The following is a 17,588-nucleotide window of genomic DNA, read 5'->3' on the forward strand; positions in this document are numbered from 1 at the left end:
AGCTTCACCACCTCGCCGATCTTCTGCGATTCCGCGTCCAGGCTGGCGACGATACGGTCGGTCGTCTCCGCCTTGTCGGCAGCGCGCTGTGCCACGCGGGAGGTCTCGCCGATATTGGTCGAGATTTCCTGCACCGAGGCCGCGAGCTGCTCGGCCGCCGCAGCCACCGTGTTCACGTTGTTGGATGTCATCTCCGCGATGGAGAGCACGCCGCCGGACTCGGTCTTCACTTGCTCGGAGGCGCTCACCATGGTCTCCGAGCTCTTTTCCATCTCGCGGGCCGAAAGGCCGACCTGGTCGACGATGGCCTTCACCGACTGTTCGAAGGTATCGGCAAGGTTCAGCATCGCCTTGCGACGTTCCTCGGCGGAACGGGCCTCGGCGCGCTGCTGCTCTTCGCGCAGGCGCTCGACCTCGCGGCCGTTGTCGCGGAACACCTCCACAGTCCGCGCCATCGTGGAGATCTCGTCGGAGCCGGAGGTATCCACGTCGGTCTCCAGATTGCCGTCCGCGATGACGCCCATTTTGTCCGCCAGGGTGTTGATCCGGCTCACCACCTGACGGGACACCAGGAACCAGCCGATCAGCAGGCCTGCCGCGGCGCTGATGGCGACCATTGCGAAGAGCAGGTTCTGACTGTCCTCGATCCGGTTGAGGGCACTGGCTTCGCTCGCCGACGCCGCTTCCTCTGCCGCGGCCACGATCACGCGCACTTCCTCGTCGATCTGTTCCGCCGTGGCACGACTGGCAGCAAGGGCAGCCAGTGCCGCCTCGTCGATCTCGAGTTGCGACCGGCGCAGCCCGAAGACGCTCTTGTCGCCGACACCGTAGGCAGAGAGCCTGTTTGCGAGATCGATCACCCGCGGATTGTCGTCATATTGCTGGAATTCGGCGATCGCATCGTCGAGGTTGACGCTTTCCATGAGGAAGCGTCCGTCCAGCACGTTGAGGGCCGGCATGTCGTTGGCGCTGGCGCCCGAATTGAGAAGTCCGGCCATGAGATTGGCCTCGGCGGCCAGCTGCAGCGTCGCGCGCAGCCGTGCGACATCGCCTCGGACCAGACCGTCGATGGTCTTGCCGATCTTCTCGTTAAGCGCTTTTCCGCCTTCGGTCAGATTGGAGCTCGCGTCACTGATCACGGGTTCCACCATGTCGGAGAATTTCGCCTCCAGCTCGACGAGTATCTTGTTCAGGCCGCCGCTCTTTTCCTGCAGGGCCAGGGTTTCCTGGAAAGTCAGCGACTTGTTGTAATCGAGTTCGGTCGACCGGACGGAGAAGATCGAGTCCTCGCCGCTGCCGAGGCCCAGCAGGGCCTCCGTGTAGGCCCTGAGGGCATTCGCCGCTTCCGTGTCGGGAAGCATTTCCTCCTGTTTCAGGACTTCCTCAGCGAGGGCGTCGAAGCGTTCGCGCAGCGGAGGCACCGCTTCGAAGTCCGCGGTTGCCTTGGTCCGGGCAAGCAGGGCCAGGATCTCGCGCAGACCCGCGTTCAGACGCAGCCCTGCCCGCAAGGCGCTCACTTCTCCCTCAAGCAGGGAGACGATCATCTTCGAGGTATCGTCGACGGCATCCCGGCCGGTCTTCGCCAGCCGGGACGTAGCGGCATCGACAAGCGGCGAGATCTCTCCGAGAAATTCTTCGTGGTCGGACAGCAGCGACGCGACACTTGTCCGGATACGGCCGGCAATCTCGTCCTTCTCCCTCATTTTCTGCCCGAGAGACTCGATGCCGGTCCGGAAGTCGGTGATAAGCTGCAGGTCCTTCTGCTTCTGCTCATCCGTCAGGGCGGAGAGGCCGGTCACCCGGGTTTCGAGCCGGGTCAGAAGGGTGGCGATCTCGGCCTCGGTCGCGGCGCGCTCCTCCTCGGACTGGGCGGTCACGATTTCGGGGGCCTTGGCGGCGACGGCGGCGCTTTCGGCGGCCATCTGGAGCGAACTCTTGATTGCAGGGATCGCTTCGCCGGCGAAGCCGTTCATCGCCCGTTTCAGGTCGCCGAACGCCCAAAAGGAAACGGCCGCAGCGACCACGGTGATAATGAACATTCCGCCGATGGCGAGATAGAGCTTGCCGCCGACACCGATCCCTCTGCGTCTGACCGCGGGCCCATCGGACGCGTCCTGATCGATTTCATCCGTGGTGAGTTCAACTGCCGACATTCGATTTCCTCCCGGGTCGTCCGTTCTTTGCCGCCGCTTACCTCGCGCCCATCAAGCGCGGGAACGGGATCTCGTTCTCTGGTTCAAAGAGTCTTTCCGGGGCTCGCGTCCGACAACAGTCGTCCGGCGGGCATCTGCCGCCCGTCGGAACCGTAAGAATGCGAAACGGACAATTTCCCCAGAGACACCGTTCCCAGAGTTGAACATGCTCGGAGTATATTAATAATTGCCTAAAATACGGAGGGAAATAATGATCGAAAGTTCAAGGTTTTCAGTAAATTAAGAAGATTTACTTAAAAATAGAGATTAATTGCTTAAACAATGACTGTAAATTAAACCATTGAGAAATCGAATGAAATTTCCGATATTCCGATTTCGCAGAAGCATTCCGAAGCGTGGCCCGCTCGAACATGCCTGCCGATGGCGTATGATGATATTCAACTTCTGCGTTATTTCCTGAAACAAGCTGATCCGATGTCCGTATTCCACGACAATCCGAGGCTTCAAAGAGCCTATGGCTATCCCTATCCGGCGCCGGAGGGCGATTTCCTGTTCGTCCGCGGTCAGGCGGAGCCTCTTGACGACCAAATCGACCTGTCTTCGCGGCATCCAGTGATCGCGGTTGGTTCCAACCGCGCGCCGGAGCAGCTGCGCCGCAAGTTCGGCGATGGTCCGGGCAGCGAGATTCCGGTCACGTGGGGCTGGATGCATGGCTATGACGTGGTCTACTGCGCGCACGTCGCGGGATACGGATCCGTTCCGGCGACGCTGCACACCAGTCCGGGGACGGAGGTGCGGGTCGCGGTCACCTGGCTGACGGAGCCCCAGCTCGAGCGCATGCATCAGACCGAGAATGTCGGCGAGAGCTACGTCTACGGAACCTTCGACGCGGATGCGATCGACCTCGGTGCGGCGCGCCCGGCGATGCGCGCGGGGTGCTACATCACCCGGCGCGGGGCGCTGGCGCTCGACGGGGCCCCGGTGGCGCTCGCGGAGATCGAGGCCTGCAACAGACGTTTCTTCAGCCTCCCTCAGGCTGACAAGCTTACGCTGTTGCATGAACGATTCGGCGACCGTCCGGATCTGGAGGACTGGATCCTCTCGCTTCTGGACGACGAGAATCTGGAGCGCCGCAGAGGGCTCTCCGACAGAATGTCCGCAACCGTGCTCGCTTTCGAGGATCCGCGTTTCAGGATCCTGCTGGGATAGAGGTCTCGGCGGTCAGCCGCCAGACGGAGGTTTCCTTGATCTCCCTGTCCTCCAGGTCGGTGGATACCGGAACCTGATATGTGGCGCAGTGCTCCCGGCCGGTTTTCGGCAGATAGGCGCGGCCCGGGTCGCCGACGAGCACCAGTGCGCCGGCCGCCGCGTGGCGCCGAAGCCAGGTCTCGGCGCGTACGGCCATGGGACGCTCGTAGAACACGTCTCCGGCAAGGACGACATCGAACAGCGGCCCGCCGTCCTCGGCGAGAGCCGGTTCGTCGAACATGTCCCGTCCGGCGAAAGACAGCCCGGCCTCCAGACCGTTCGTCCCGGCATTCGTCCGGATCGCGAGGCCGGCGACCGGATCGATGTCGTTGGCGATGACCGTCGCTGCCGAAACCCAGAGGGCGGCTAGGCTGACGATGCCGGACCCGGCGCCGATATCGAGGACGCGGCGGCCGGCGACCAGATGGGGGTGGTCGATGACGTAGCGGGCGAGGGCCTGTCCGCCAGCCCAGGCGAAGGCCCAGTAGGGCGGCGGCAATCCGAGCTGCTGCAGCTCGCTCTCCGTCGCTTCCCAGAGTGGTGTGATCTTCGTCGCGAGATGAAGCCTCAGTTCCGGAATCAGCGGCGGTGAAGCAAGCTCGGTATTGCGGAGAATGAACTCCGCTGTGACGGACGGGGTTCCGTCCGGCGTCATCCTGCGAGGATCGCAAGGGTGACGATCCAGCCGAAATACCTGTTGGACTGGAAGCGGAGCAGGCAGCCTTTCGGATCGTCGATATCGATGGTGCGGATCTGCCAGACGAGTTGCGCGCCGGCGGCGGCCAGAACGAGATAGAACGGCCATCCGAGGCCGATCAGCGCGCCGCTCGCGGCGATGCCTGCAAGCGTCAGGGGATAGACGATCCAGAGGAACGGTACCGTCCGGGCGCCAAGGGCGAGTGCGGAGGATTTCACGCCGATAAGCACGTCATCCTCCTTGTCCTGATGGGCGTAGATCGTGTCGTATCCGAGCGTCCAGACGATGCCGGCCAGGTACAGCACGCTGTTGGCGAGCTGGATGTCGCCCGTGACCGCGGCCCACCCCATGAGCGCGCCCCAGTTGAAGGTCAGCCCGAGGACGAATTGCGGCCAGTAGGTGATCCGCTTGAAGAGCGGATAGGTGACGACGAGCAGCAGCACCAGGACGCCGAGCAGCCAGCAGGTTTCATTCAGTTGCAGCAGGATGAGCAACCCGGCGCCGAGCTGCAGGCCGAGGAAGGCGAAGGCCTGTTTCACCGAGATCGCGCCGCTGGCGATCGGCCGGTCCATGGTGCGGGCGACCTTGCGGTCGAATTCGCGGTCCCAGAGATCGTTGATGGTGCAGCCGGCGCCGCGCATCACGGTCGCGCCCACGCTGAACAGGACATAGAGCCAGAGCAGGTCGAGAACGGGCAGGGCCTTGCCGGTCGCCTGCCAGCCGAGTGCGAGGCCCCACCAGCAGGGCAGCAGCAGCAGCCAGGTGCCGATCGGCCGGTCGAGCCGCATCAGGCGGGCATACGGGCGTGCGGCAGATGGCAGCAGCCGGTCCACCCAGTCATTGCGTGCGATATCGCTTGCGGTCATGGTGGCTTCTGCATAAACCGGGCGGCACTCCCGGGCAAGCATCGGGGTGCGAGGTCCTGGCCGGCGCGGTTCCGCGCCGCCGAAGCGTGAGGCTGGATGAGCCAGAAGATCGAAACCCGTCTCTTTGTGAGCCCTGATCTCTCCGCGGGCGGGAGCGTCGGGCTCGAGAAAGACCAGACCCACTATCTGAAAAACGTTCTGAGGCTCGGCGCCGGTGCCCGGGTCGCCGTATTCAACGGCCGGGACGGTGAATGGGTCGCGGAGATCGCGGAGATCGGCAGGAGCAGCACCTCGTTATTGCTGACAGGGCAAAGCCGTCCGCAGATCGACGAGCCCGATATCTGGCTGGCCTTCGCGCCGATCAAGCGGGCGCGCATCGACTTCATCGCGCAGAAGGCGACGGAACTCGGAGCTTCGCTGCTCTGGCCGGTATTGACCGAGCGCACCAATGTCGAACGCGTGAAGACCGACCGTTTGCTGGCGAATGCGATCGAGGCGGCGGAACAGACCGCGCGGCTCGGCATTCCGGAGATCCGCGAGCCGGTGCGTCTCGATGCGCTGCTCGACGCCTGGCCGGAGGACCGCCCCTTGATCGTCTGCGACGAGACAGGCGCCGGAAACCCGATTGCCGACGTGTTGTCCGGGCCTCCTTTCAAGGGGGGAACCCCTAGCGGATTGTTGATCGGTCCGGAAGGAGGTTTTGCCGATCGTGAACTTGACCGCTTGAGGCAATGCTCCTTTGTTACACCAGTCAGTCTAGGGCCGCGTTTGTTGCGTGCCGACACGGCGGCGCTTGCGGCGCTCGCCTGTTGGCAGGCACTGGCCGGGGATTGGACCATGAAACGTCCCGAGGGACTTGATCTCTAAACCCGAGAGCGCAGCCGTCAGGCGCGCAACTTCGATCCTAACGGAGGAAACATGTCCCGTCCCCCCGGCGCCAAGGGCGATCCCATCGTCAGCAAGGCGCAGCTCGTCGAGGATCTCGAATCCGCCTGCAAGCCGAAATCGGCGTGGCGGGTGGGCACCGAGCACGAGAAATTCCCCTTCCGTCTCAGCGACCACAAGCGGCTGCCCTATTTCGGCAAGGACGGCATCGGCGCGATCCTGCAGGGTCTGGTCGACAAGTTCGGCTGGGAGCCGATCTACGAGGGCGACAATGTCATCGCGCTGAATCACGCAGGCTGCGCGATCACTTTGGAGCCGGGCGGACAGTTCGAGCTTTCCGGTGCGCCTCTCGAGAACCTGCACCAGACCTGCGACGAGGTGCACACGCACCTGGCGCAGATCAAGGAAGTGAACGACGAACTCGGCGTCGGCATGCTCGGGGCCGGCTTCGATCCGACCTCGACCCGCGAACAGATCGAGTTCATGCCCAAGGGGCGCTACGTGATCATGAGCGCCTATATGCAGAAGGTCGGCACGCTCGGCCTCGATATGATGAAGCGGACCTGCACCGTGCAGGCGAACTACGACTTCGCGAACGAAGCCGACATGGTGGAGAAATTCCGCATCAGCGTCGCGCTGCAGCCGGTTGCGACCGCGCTCTTCGCCAATTCGCCCTTCAAGGAAGGCAAGCCGAACGGCTTCAAGAGCTACCGCTCCCATGTCTGGACCGATACCGACCCGGACCGCTGCGGCATGCTGCCCTTCGTCTTCGAGGACGGCTTTGGCTTCGAGCGCTATGTCGACTACATGCTCGACGTACCGATGTATTTCCTCTACCGCGACGGTCAGTACCAGGACGTCTCCGGCAAGAGCTTCCGCAAGTTCATGGCGGGCGAGCTCGAGGGCTATGAGGGCGAAGAGGCCTTCATGGGCGACTGGACCGATCACATGACGACCAGTTTCCCCGAGGTCCGGCTGAAGAAATATATCGAGATGCGCGGTGCCGATACCGGGCCATGGCGCAATATCTGCGCGCTGCCCGCGCTCTGGACCGGGATCCTCTACGATTCGGACTCGCAGCAGGCGGCACTGGACATGATCGCCGGCTGGAGCATCGAGGAAATGGAAGCGCTGCGCGCGGCGGTTCCGAAACACGGCCTGCAGACCCCGTTCCGAGACGGTACGGTGCAGGACCTGGCGAAGCGGATGATCGAGATTTCCCGCCATGGCCTGAAGCGCCGGGCCTGTGTCGATTCCGAAGGCAATGACGAGACCGGCTTCCTCAACTGGCTGCAGGAAGTCGCCGAATCCGGCAAGTCTCCCGCCGACCGTCTGCTCGACCTCTACCACGGCGAGTGGGGCGGCAAGATCGATCCGCTGTTCGAATACCAGCGGTACTGATCGCCGGCGGCCCCCTGGGCCGGAAAGGGGAAGGGATGGAGCTGGACGCGCTCCCGAGATACCCGCTTCTGGAAGGGCCGACGCCCTTCCAGCCCCTGGAGCGTCTCGGCCGGGAGACCGGACATCCCCGCCTCTTCGTCAAACGCGACGACGCAATGCCGCTCGGCCTCGGCGGGAACAAGCTGCGTTCTCTCGAATACTGGCTCGGCGCGGCATTCGCTTCCGGCGCGGACACGCTGGTCGTCGCGGGGCACACCGCGTCCAACCAGTGCCGTCTGACCGCCGCGGCCGCGGCAAAATCAGGTCTCGGTTGCGTCATCCTGCATAATGCTGACCGGCCGGAGCGCATCGAGGGAAATCTTCGGCTCAGCCATCTTTTCGGGGCCGAGATCTCCTACCTCGGCCCGGTCGGGGAGCGCGCGCGCGGGCAGGCGGCCGAAGCGAGAATGGAGGCGCTGCGCCGGGAAGGCCGGAAGCCTTATCTGATCGGCGATCCGGTGCTCGGTGCGGCGGGCTACGTGCACTCGGGCGAGGAACTGCTGGCGCAGGCCCGCGAACGCGGCGTGGCGCTCCGTCATATCCTGCTTCCGGGATCCATGGGGCCGACCGAGGCCGGCTTTCTCTATGGTCTCCTCCGTGGCGGTTTCGATGGAACAGCCCATCTCGTCAGCGTCGAATACCGCGAGGCCGAGCTGGCGGAGCGCGTTGCTCGGATATTTGCCGGGCTCGAACTACTGATCGGGACCGCCGGGCGGACGGTCGATTCGGTCGCGCGCTTCACCGACCGGTTTCTGGGCCCCGGGTATGGCATTCCGGGGCCGGATGCCGTTGCGGCGATCCGGCAATTCGCCGCGACCGAGGCCCTGCTGCTCGAGCACACCTACACGGCGAAACCGGCCGCGGCCCTGCTCTCGATGCTGGCCGACGGTAGCATCGCGCCGGACGAGCCTGCCTGCCTGCTCCATACCGGCGGTACCGCTTCTCTCTTCGAAGACGATTTTTACAATGCCGTCCTCGCTTCGGGCGACTAGTCTCGGCGCCGCGGCAAGAAGCGAAAGTCGAAAGCAATGAATCACGGAAACGACCAGGACGGCTTTGCCGCCGGTCGCGGCATCATCCTGATGATTGCGGGTGTGTTCGTGATGTCCGTGATGGACATGATGATCAAATGGATGTCGGCGGGTTATCCGAGCATCGAGATCGTCTTCTTCCGCACGCTCTTCGGGCTGATTCCGCTGTTCGCCATCGTCTTCTGGACCGGTGGGCTGGGTCAGCTTCGGACCCGGCGCTGGAAGCTGCAGCTCGCCCGCGGCGTGGCCGGAACCGGGGCGACGGTCGGTTTCTTCTTCGCGCTCGGCAAGCTCGAGTTGGCGGAAGTCGTCGCGCTGGCCTTCGCCTCGCCGCTCTTCGTCACCGCATTGTCGGTGCCGCTGCTCGGCGAAAAGGTCGGCTTTCGGAGAGTTTGCGCGGTTCTGGTCGGTTTCGCCGGCGTGCTGATCATCGTGCGCCCGGGAGCGGACGTTTTCTCACCCTATGCGCTGCTTCCGATCGGTGCGTCTTTCTGCTTCGCGCTGGCGATGGTGCTCGGGCGCCGCCTCTCCTCGACCGACAGCGCGGTCTCCATCGTCTTCTACACGACCCTCGCCGCGCTTGCGGTCAGTGCGATCGGCACGCCCGCGGTCTGGGTCACGCCGGTACCGGCGGACTGGGGATTGCTCGCGGCGCTCGGTCTGCTCGGCGGCTGCGGACAATTTCTCGTCACCTCGGCCTTCCGCGCGGCGCCGGCGGCGATCGTCGCGCCATTCGAGTATTCGGCGCTGATCTGGGCGACCCTGTTCGGATATGCGATCTGGGCCGAAGTGCCGGACGGAATGACGCTGATCGGCGGCGCCGTCGTGATCGCCGCCGGTCTCTATATCGGCTACCGGGAAACCAGGCTGGGCCGCCGGCCGCAAGGACCCGGCGTCATGCCCGATCCCCCGGCGGACGGCAAAAGCGCCTAGGAAACCTTGATGCGGCTGAGGAAGCTATCGATCTCGGACCGCAGCCGGTTGGTATCCTGGGCAAGCTGTTCGGAAGCCGTCAGCATGGACTTGGCGGCTTCGCCGCTACGCGCGCTCTCGGCATTGAGCGCGCTCATGCCCTGCGAGGCACTGAGGCTCCGCTCGCTCGCCTGAGCGACCTGATTGGAAATCTCGTTGGTCGCGGCAACCTGCTCCTCGATCGCCGCAGCGATTCCGGCGGAGATTCCGTCCACTTTCGCGACCGTATCGACGATCAGGGAAATCGCCTTCACGGCCTCGGTCGATTCCTGCTGGATGGCCTGGATCTGAGCCGAAATCGTTTCCGTCGCCTCCGCTGTCTGCGAGGCGAGGTTCTTCACTTCCGTCGCCACAACCGCGAAGCCCTTTCCGGCCTCGCCGGCACGGGCCGCCTCGATGGTTGCGTTCAGCGCCAGCAGGTTGGTCTGTTCCGCGATATCGGTGATCAGCTTCAGGAACTCGCCGATCTTGTCGACGGCACCGGCGAGGCCGGACACGGTGTCGTTCGTCTGATTGGCCTGGTCGACCGCCTCCCGGGTCACGGTGCTCGCCTCCGCCACGCGCTGGCCGATCTCGGAGAACGACCTGGCAAGCTCCTCGGCGACTTCCGCCGCCGTGCGCACATTGTCCGCCGCCGAAGCTGTGTTCTCGTTCGCCGCACGGGACTGGTTCGCGAGCGATCCGGCGACCGAGTTCAGTTCGCTGGCGTTCTGGCCGAGTTCGGTGGAAGCGCTGGCGACGGTGACCGCGATGGACCCGACCGTGGAGGAGAACGTGTCGGCAAGCGCGGACATTTCCTTTGCCTTCTGCGCCTGCATCCGGCGTTCCTGCTCCATCTGCTCCTTGCCAAGGCGTTCCGCTTCGGCTTTCGCGGCTTCGGCCTCTTGCAGGGCGGCGTCGGAGGTCATGAAGGTCTGTGCCACGGTAAAGGACAGCCAGCCGACGATCAGAGCTTCCACGATCACGATGACGGCGTGCACGACGACGCGCCAGAAATCGGCGCCGTCGGGAAAGATCGCGGCCGGGAAAGTGAAGTTCAGGCCGAGATGATGGACGGCGACAGCTGCCGTGGCGGCGATCACGGCCCTGATGTCGCAAAGCGTCGTCAGGATCGCGAGAGCTGCGAAGTAGTACATGTGCATGTCGATCTGCCAGGGGTGGCCCTCGAACTGGAAGACCATCAGGGAGACCATGACCATCAGTCCGACCGGGATCAGCATCCGCGTAGAGGCTGCATCCTTGGCTTTCCAGGCCGCGAGGCCGCAGAGCAGCGCGGTGGCACTTGCGCCGACAAGCGGGGCGAGCAGATGGGAGTCGAGAACGAGCCCGAGAACGGCAATGATCACGACATGGGCTGCGATGAACAATGCGAGGAAGTTGACCGCCTTGGCGCGGATTCTATCCAACGTATTCATCCTGTAGTCTCCTTTTGGAAGGGGAGCGCGGTGCCCTCTTTCAAGCCCACGCATCCGAATAGTCCGGCCGGATCTACAACGGCCCAGGCGCCGGCATTCTTGAGACGATCCGCCGCATCGGGAGAGTCGAGCCTGACGAGCGCCACAGTCTCGATGCCGCCGTGACGTAACATCGCCCCGCCCGCGGCGCTTACGGCGCCGAGCACTTCGGTTCTGTCGAACCAGGGAGGATAAAAAGCTGCCAACGTCCTGTTCGGCTCGACCGGACCGGTCAGCATCAGGACGCCTATGAAAATCGTGCTACCGAACAGAAGCGCGATCGCAGCCCAAGCATCTCGCAAGGTAAAGCTCCAACAAATCAGCGCAACCGCAGGGTCATCCCACAGCCTCAGCGACCGAGATCTAGAGCATTTACGCTAATATCAGGTTAACGGATCGAACGCCCGGGGCAGCCGTTCCTACATTGCGGTGCCGCCGACGGTCACGCCGGTCATCTTCAGTGTGGGTTGACCGACGCCGACGGGCACGCCCTGACCGCTCTTGCCGCAGGTCCCGATTCCGTCGTCCAGCGCAAGATCGTTGCCGATCATGGTGATCTGGTTCATCGCGTCCGGACCGTTGCCGATCAGGGTCGCGCCTTTGACCGGAGCGCCGATCTTGCCGTCCTCGATCAGGTAGGCCTCGCTGGCGGAGAACACGAACTTGCCGGAGGTGATGTCGACCTGGCCGCCGGCGAAATTGACCGCATAGAGGCCTTTCTTCACCGAGGCGAGGATCTCGCCCGGATCCTTGTCGCCGGCTTCCATGAAGGTGTTGGTCATGCGCGGCATCGGATGGTGCGCGAAGCTCTGGCGCCGGCCGTTGCCGGTCGGCTCCATGCCCATGAGGCGCGCGTTCTGCCGGTCCTGCATGTAGCCGACCAGGATGCCGTCCTCGATCAGCACATTGCGCTGGCTGCGCGTACCCTCGTCGTCGATGCTGATCGAGCCGCGGCGGTCGTGGATGGTGCCGTCATCGACCACGGTGACGCCCTTGGCGGCGACGCGCTGGCCGATCATTCCTGAAAAGGTGGAGGTTTTCTTGCGGTTGAAGTCGCCTTCGAGTCCGTGGCCGACCGCCTCGTGCAGCATGACGCCCGGCCAGCCGTTGCCGAGCACGACTTCCATCTCGCCGGCGGGGGCGGCGACGGAGGAGAGATTGACCTCGGCGATGCGCATCGCCTCGTCGACCTGGGCCTTCCATTTCTCCGGCGTCAGGTAGAGGTCGTAGGCGACCCGGCCGCCGGCGCCGCAACCGCCGCTCTCCATGCGGTCGCCTTCCGCCATCACGACGGAGACGTTCAGGCGCACCAGCGGACGGATATCCGCGACCCTATGGCCGCCGGCACGGATGATCTGCACCGCTTGCCAGGAACCGGCAAGCGAGGCGCTGACCTGTTTCACGCGAGGGTCCCTGGCGCGGGCATAGGCGTCGATTTCCTTCAGCAGATCGACCTTGTCGGCGAAGGGAGTCAGGGCGAGCGGATTGGCATCGGTATAGAGCGTGGCGTTGCTGGCGGCGGGCGGGGCGGCGAGGGTGCCGCCATGGCCATGACGCACGCTGGAGACGGTGTCGGCGGCGCGCTTGATGGCCTCCTCGGAAAGATCGGAGGCATGCGCATAGCCGTGCGCCTCGCCTGCGATCGCGCGCAGGCCGAAGCCCTGGGTCGAATCGAAGGAGGCGGTCTTCAGCCGGCCGTCATCGAAGGCGAGGCTCTCGCTCTGCCGGTATTCCAGGAACAGTTCCCCGTCGTCCGCGCCGTGCAGCGCCTCGTCGACGAGGCGGCCGACCCGGTCGAGATCCATGCCGCTGCGCTCGAAAAAGAGTTCGTCCGTCTTGCTGAGGTCGCTCATTAGGTCCGCTCCTGATATGTCCCGCGCGGACGCGGGTCGCCGGTATGGGCTTGATCTTTCCGATAGCATATGGTCCCAAGCGCGGGAAAGTCACGGTGCGCCCTTGCGGAAGAGCGCGGTGCCCGTCCGTTGCAAGAGGCGCGTCACTTCGTCGCGGATCGCTGGACCGCCCCGTGCCGGAGATCGAATTGTCTTCACGCAATGAGACGGACAGTGTATTGCGATACCCTTGTGAAGGGCCGCGCCTGACGCTAAAAACGGCCCCGAGTACGAATATTGCGGAGAGAACGGACACCATGAGGCTTTTCAACCGGGCAATCTCCAGCCTCGCGCATCTCGCGGCGCTGCCCCTCCTGTTGGTCGCAACGCTGGCTCTGCCCGCCGGCGCCGAAGAAATCCGCATGCCCCAGCCCTACCAGTTGGGCCTGCAGGATCCGGTCTCGCCGGTCGGAGTTCACATCAATGAATTCCATACCTACCTGCTCTACCTGATCTTCGCGATCTCGATCTTCGTGCTCGCGCTTCTGGTCTATGTCTGCATCCGCTATCGCGCTTCGGCGAACCCGAACCCGTCCCGGACCTCGCACAACACGCTGATCGAGATCCTCTGGACCGCGGTTCCGGTCATTATCCTCGTGGTGGTCGCGATCCCGTCTTTCAAGAACCTCTACTATCTTGATCGTGCGGTCGATCCGGACATGACCATCAAGGTCATCGGAAACCAGTGGTACTGGTCCTACGAATATCCAGACGAGCAGATCGTATTCGACAGCTACCTGCTTGAGGGCGAGGATCTGCAGAAGGCGAACGGCACCCGGTTGCTCGACGTCGACAATCCGCTCGTCGTTCCGACGGGCAAGAAGATCCAGGTCCTGGTGACCAGCAACGACGTCTTCCATTCCTTCTTCGTGCCGTCGGCCGTAGTGCAGATCTATGCCATCGGCGGCCGCACCAACGAGACCTGGATGCAATTCGACAAGGAAGGCACCTTCTACGGACAGTGCAACCAGATCTGCGGTGTCCGCCATGCCTACATGCCGATCGTGGTCAAGGCCCTCAACGAGGCCGACTACGCCGAATGGCTGAAGGGCGCGAAGGAAAAATTCGCAATGAACAGCGACGCGCCGGTCCGCGTCGCCGTTAATGCCAACTAACAACCACGCTATTGGGAGAGACCGATATGAGTGCCGCGCACGCTCACGCTGACGACCATGGGGTGCCGACGGGTATCCGGCGCTGGTTGTATTCGACCAACCACAAAGACATCGGCACGATGTACCTGATCTTCGCGATCATCGCCGGCTTGATCGGCGGCGCGATGTCCATCTACATGCGGATGGAGCTTCAGAATCCGGGCGTCCAGTTCATGGAAAACGGCCATGTCTGGAACGTCTTCACGACGGCTCACGGCCTGATCATGGTGTTCTTCCTGGTCATGCCGGCGCTGATCGGGGGTTTCGGCAACTGGTTCGTGCCGCTCATGATCGGGGCGCCGGACATGGCCTTCCCGCGGATGAACAACATCAGCTTCTGGCTTCTGATCCCGGCCTTCCTGCTGCTCTTCCTGTCGGTCTTCGCCGACGGCGGCGCGGGCGTGGGCTGGACGATCTACCCGCCGATGTCGAGCAAGCTCGGCACGCCTGGCCCGTCGATGGACATGGCGATCCTGTCGCTGCACCTTGCCGGTGCGTCCTCGATCCTCGGCGCCAGCAACTTCATCACCACGATCTTCAACATGCGCGCACCGGGCATGACGCTGCACAAGATGCCGCTTTTTGTCTGGTCGATCCTGATCACCGCGTTCCTGCTGCTGCTGGCGCTTCCGGTTCTGGCCGGCGCCATCACCATGCTGCTGACCGACCGCAATTTCGGCACGGCCTTCTTCGAGCCGTCCGGTGGCGGTGACCCGATCCTGTTCCTGCACCTCTTCTGGTTCTTCGGCCACCCCGAGGTGTACATCATGATCCTGCCGGCCTTCGGCATCATCAGCCACGTGGTCTCGACCTTTTCGCGCAAGCCGGTCTTCGGCTATCTCGGCATGGCCTACGCGATGGTCTCCATCGGCTTCGTCGGCTTCATCGTCTGGGCGCACCACATGTACACGGTGGGCCTCGACGTCGACACGCGGGCCTATTTCACGGCGGCGACCATGGTCATCGCGGTGCCGACGGGCGTGAAGATCTTCTCCTGGATCGCGACCATGTGGGGCGGCTCGATCTCGTTCCGCGTCCCGATGATCTGGGCGATCGGCTTCATCTTCCTGTTCACGGTCGGTGGCGTCACCGGCGTTGTCCTGGCCAATGCCGGCGTCGACGTGGTGCTGCACAACACCTACTACGTGATTGCGCACTTCCACTACGTGCTGTCGCTGGGTGCCGTGTTCGCGCTGTTCTGCGGGTTCTATTACTGGTTCCCGAAAATGTCCGGCTATCACTACAACGGCTTCCTCGCCCGCGTGCATTTCTGGATCATGTTCATCGGTGCGAACCTGACCTTCTTCCCGATGCACTTCCTCGGGCTGGCGGGCATGCCGCGGCGCTACATCGACTATCCGGATGCGCTGCACGGCTGGAACTACGTTGCCTCGATCGGCGCCTATATGGGCGGTGCCGCAACCCTGCTGTTCCTCTACATCGTCTTCGAGGCGTTCATGAAGAAGCGGGTCGCCGGCGACAATCCGTGGGGCGAAAGCGCGGACACTCTCGAGTGGACCGTGTCCTCCCCGCCGCCGTTCCACACCTTCGACGAGCTGCCGCGGATCAAGTGATCCGCGGCGCCTCGCGGCGCTGATTTCAGAGCGGACCGAAGCGAGAAAGGTTCTCTTGCGTGTCTGACACTTCCATTGAGCTCAAAGCGGCGGCACCGACCGCCGCTTCTGCGTCTGAAGCAATCCGGGACTACCTGTCGCTGCTGAAGCCGCGGGTGATGTCGCTCGTCGTCTTCACCGGGTTCGTCGGCCTCTATCTTGCCCCGGGCGAGATCAATCCGGGCCTGGCCGCCGTTGCAGTGTTTTGCATTGCGATCGCAGCCGGCGCGTCCGGTGCGATCAACATGTGGTACGACCGCGACATTGACGCCGTCATGACGCGGACCCGCGGCCGTCCCATCCCGATGGGCAAGGTCGGCGCCGACGAGGCGCTCGCCTTCGGCGTGATCCTGTCCGGTTTTTCCGTCATGGTGATGGGGCTCGCGACCAACTGGGTCGCGGCCGCGCTGCTGGCCGGGACGATCGGTTTCTATGTCTTTATCTACACCATGTGGCTGAAGCGCCGCACGCCGCAGAACATCGTCATCGGCGGTGCCTCAGGTGCGCTTCCGCCGGTGATCGGCTGGGCTGCCGTGACCGGTGATATCACGCTGCTGCCGCTGGTCATGTTCCTGATCATCTTCATGTGGACGCCGCCGCATTTCTGGGCGCTCTCGCTCTACCGCTCCGGCGACTACGAAGCTGCGGGCGTCCCGATGCTGCCGGTGGTTTCCGGACGACGCGAAACACAGAAGCAGATCCTGATCTATACCCTGCTGCTGGTGCCGATCACGCTGCTTCCGGTTGCGTTCGACTCGATCGGCCTGCTGACCTACGGACTTCCGGCTGCCGCTTTCGGCGCGGTCTTCACGGTGTCCGCCTGGCGCGTCTTCCGCGACGCCAGCGAGAAGAACTGCCGCCGCCTGTTCGGCTATTCCATTCTCTATCTCTTCGTCATTTTCACGCTGCTGATCATCGATCGGGCGGCGGGGGTATGAGCGCGATGAGCGACGATCAGAAGCCGGAAAGCAGAGAGCAGTTCTATGCCCGCAAGAAGGGCAAGAATCTCGCCATTCTCGCCTGTATCATCGCATGTTTCGTGCTGTTCTATGTCATCACCATCCTGAAGATGAGCTGAGTCATGGCAGAGCGGACGGAACGCAAGCGAAGCAATGCACGGGTCGGTCTGGCGCTGGGCGCACTGGTGCTGGGCATGGTCGGGGTCTCCTTTGCGGCGGTGCCGCTCTATGACCTTTTCTGCCGTGTTACCGGTTTCGGCGGAACCACGCAGATTGCGGACGGCGCCAGTACCGAGGTGCTCGACCGGAAAATCACTGTCCGGTTCGACGCGAGCGTACAGCCGGATCTGAAATGGTCCTTCCGGCCGGTGCAGACCGCGGTCGAACTCAAGGTCGGGGAAAACAAGCTTGCCTTCTACGAGGCGGTGAACAACGGCGACGAGCCCATTGTCGGGACGGCGACCTTCAACGTGACGCCGGACAAGGCCGGGATCTATTTCGACAAGATCGACTGCTTCTGTTTCACCGAACAGGTACTGCAGCCGGGACAGAGGGTCGACATGCCGGTCTCGTTCTATATCGACCCGGAGATGGACAAGGACGTGAAGATGGACGGGGTGACGACAATCACTCTGTCCTACACTTTCTACAAGGCACAGGATCAGTCCGGAGCGAAAGCCGCGAAGAACCAGGCAGCCCTGAACGCGACAGGGGCCGGGCCGCAAGGCGCGACGGATATCAAGGGATAATCAAGGAGAGGAAGGCGCCGAAAGCGCCGGACTGAAGGGGAAAGATAATGAGCGGACATCCACAGCATTCCTTCCATCTCGTCGAGCCGAGCCCGTGGCCCTTTGTCGGGTCCATGTCCGGCTTCATCGCCGCGGTCGGCGCCGTCATGTACATGCATGAATACGCGTTCGGCGGCACCATCCTGATCGCCGGCCTGCTGTCGATCCTGATGACCATGTTCTTCTGGTGGCGCGATGTCGTGCGTGAGGCTGAGTACCAGGGGCATCACAATGCTGTCGTCCAGCTCGGCATGCGCTACGGCATGATCCTCTTCATCGCCTCCGAGGTGATGTTCTTCGCCGCCTTCTTCTGGGCCTTCTTCGACGCCTCGCTCTATCCCGATACCGGCGTCTGGCCGCCGGAAGGCATCGTGACGTTCAATGCCTGGGACCTGCCGCTGATCAACACCATGATCCTGCTGCTGTCGGGCTGCAC

General features: G+C 63.4%; 17 protein-coding genes. 11 read left to right on the forward strand and 6 right to left on the reverse strand.

Features of this window, described 5'->3' with window-relative positions; genetic code table 11:
• Positions 1 to 2,153 (reverse strand): HAMP domain-containing protein (locus tag JJ959_RS20305; RefSeq protein ID WP_292888011.1); only part of this gene is annotated, 2,153 nt, incomplete at its 3' end.
• A gap of 474 nt (positions 2,154 to 2,627) precedes the next feature.
• On the opposite strand from JJ959_RS20305, the gene JJ959_RS20310 reads away from it, so the two are divergent.
• Positions 2,628 to 3,362, forward strand: a complete 735-nt coding sequence (locus JJ959_RS20310; protein ID WP_292888014.1) for a hypothetical protein — start codon at positions 2,628 to 2,630, stop codon at positions 3,360 to 3,362.
• On the opposite strand, the gene JJ959_RS20315 is transcribed toward JJ959_RS20310, so the two are convergent.
• Positions 3,343 to 4,056 carry a 50S ribosomal protein L11 methyltransferase gene (locus JJ959_RS20315; protein ID WP_292888017.1) on the reverse strand — a complete coding sequence of 238 codons (714 nt, stop codon included), beginning with the start codon at positions 4,054 to 4,056 and terminating at the stop codon, positions 3,343 to 3,345. The two genes, JJ959_RS20310 and JJ959_RS20315, sit on opposite strands and share 20 nt — an antisense overlap.
• A complete protein-coding gene (gene ubiA, locus JJ959_RS20320) occupies positions 4,053 to 4,964 on the reverse strand; it encodes a 4-hydroxybenzoate octaprenyltransferase (RefSeq protein ID WP_292888020.1) in 912 nt (303 codons plus the stop codon). The genes JJ959_RS20315 and ubiA overlap by 4 nt, the downstream gene beginning before the upstream one ends.
• 96 nt (positions 4,965 to 5,060) lie before the next feature.
• On the opposite strand from ubiA, the gene JJ959_RS20325 reads away from it, so the two are divergent.
• From JJ959_RS20325 to JJ959_RS20340, 4 genes are read left to right on the forward strand one after another with little or no spacing between them, the layout of a single operon-like run.
• Entirely contained in the window at positions 5,061 to 5,831 is a 771-nt protein-coding gene (locus tag JJ959_RS20325; RefSeq protein WP_292888023.1) for a 16S rRNA (uracil(1498)-N(3))-methyltransferase, read from the forward strand.
• Positions 5,832 to 5,882: 51 nt separating this feature from the next.
• Positions 5,883 to 7,250, forward strand: coding sequence for a glutamate--cysteine ligase (locus JJ959_RS20330; RefSeq protein ID WP_292888026.1), 1,368 nt, complete (start codon positions 5,883 to 5,885; stop codon positions 7,248 to 7,250).
• A 35-nt stretch (positions 7,251 to 7,285) separates the two neighbouring features.
• Positions 7,286 to 8,281, forward strand: coding sequence for a pyridoxal-phosphate dependent enzyme (locus JJ959_RS20335; protein ID WP_292888029.1), 996 nt, complete (start codon positions 7,286 to 7,288; stop codon positions 8,279 to 8,281).
• Positions 8,282 to 8,317: 36 nt separating this feature from the next.
• Positions 8,318 to 9,253, forward strand: a complete 936-nt coding sequence (locus JJ959_RS20340; RefSeq protein WP_292888031.1) for a DMT family transporter — start codon at positions 8,318 to 8,320, stop codon at positions 9,251 to 9,253.
• Here the strand turns inward: JJ959_RS20340 and JJ959_RS20345 are convergent.
• From JJ959_RS20345 to tldD, 3 genes are all read right to left on the reverse strand, one after another.
• Complete coding sequence (locus tag JJ959_RS20345) at positions 9,250 to 10,707, reverse strand: methyl-accepting chemotaxis protein (RefSeq protein WP_292888034.1); 1,458 nt, start codon at positions 10,705 to 10,707, stop codon at positions 9,250 to 9,252. The genes JJ959_RS20340 and JJ959_RS20345 overlap by 4 nt on opposite strands.
• Positions 10,704 to 10,985, reverse strand: a complete 282-nt coding sequence (locus JJ959_RS20350) for a hypothetical protein (RefSeq protein ID WP_292888037.1) — start codon at positions 10,983 to 10,985, stop codon at positions 10,704 to 10,706. Before JJ959_RS20350 ends, JJ959_RS20345 begins: the two co-directional genes overlap by 4 nt.
• A gap of 180 nt (positions 10,986 to 11,165) precedes the next feature.
• Entirely contained in the window at positions 11,166 to 12,599 is a 1,434-nt protein-coding gene (gene tldD, locus JJ959_RS20355) for a metalloprotease TldD (protein WP_292888039.1), read from the reverse strand.
• A gap of 296 nt (positions 12,600 to 12,895) precedes the next feature.
• Here tldD and coxB point away from each other — a divergent pair, with 296 nt between their 5' ends.
• The 6 genes from coxB to JJ959_RS20385 all read left to right on the forward strand — a co-directional run.
• Positions 12,896 to 13,753, forward strand: a complete 858-nt coding sequence (coxB, locus tag JJ959_RS20360; protein WP_292888042.1) for a cytochrome c oxidase subunit II — start codon at positions 12,896 to 12,898, stop codon at positions 13,751 to 13,753.
• Between the two features lie 26 nt (positions 13,754 to 13,779).
• Complete coding sequence (gene ctaD / locus JJ959_RS20365) at positions 13,780 to 15,366, forward strand: cytochrome c oxidase subunit I (RefSeq protein ID WP_292888045.1); 1,587 nt, start codon at positions 13,780 to 13,782, stop codon at positions 15,364 to 15,366.
• Between the two features lie 74 nt (positions 15,367 to 15,440).
• A complete protein-coding gene (locus JJ959_RS20370; RefSeq protein ID WP_366817099.1) occupies positions 15,441 to 16,343 on the forward strand; it encodes a heme o synthase in 903 nt (300 codons plus the stop codon).
• Positions 16,340 to 16,483, forward strand: a complete 144-nt coding sequence (locus tag JJ959_RS20375; RefSeq protein ID WP_292888051.1) for a hypothetical protein — start codon at positions 16,340 to 16,342, stop codon at positions 16,481 to 16,483. The genes JJ959_RS20370 and JJ959_RS20375 overlap by 4 nt, the downstream gene beginning before the upstream one ends.
• A gap of 3 nt (positions 16,484 to 16,486) precedes the next feature.
• Entirely contained in the window at positions 16,487 to 17,113 is a 627-nt protein-coding gene (locus JJ959_RS20380; protein ID WP_292888054.1) for a cytochrome c oxidase assembly protein, read from the forward strand.
• Between the two features lie 47 nt (positions 17,114 to 17,160).
• The coding region (locus JJ959_RS20385) for a cytochrome c oxidase subunit 3 (RefSeq protein WP_292888057.1) at positions 17,161 to 17,588 on the forward strand (428 nt) is incomplete at its 3' end.

Origin of the sequence: Nisaea sp., from assembly GCF_017640745.1 — a bacterium.
GTDB lineage: Bacteria > Pseudomonadota > Alphaproteobacteria > Thalassobaculales > Thalassobaculaceae > Nisaea.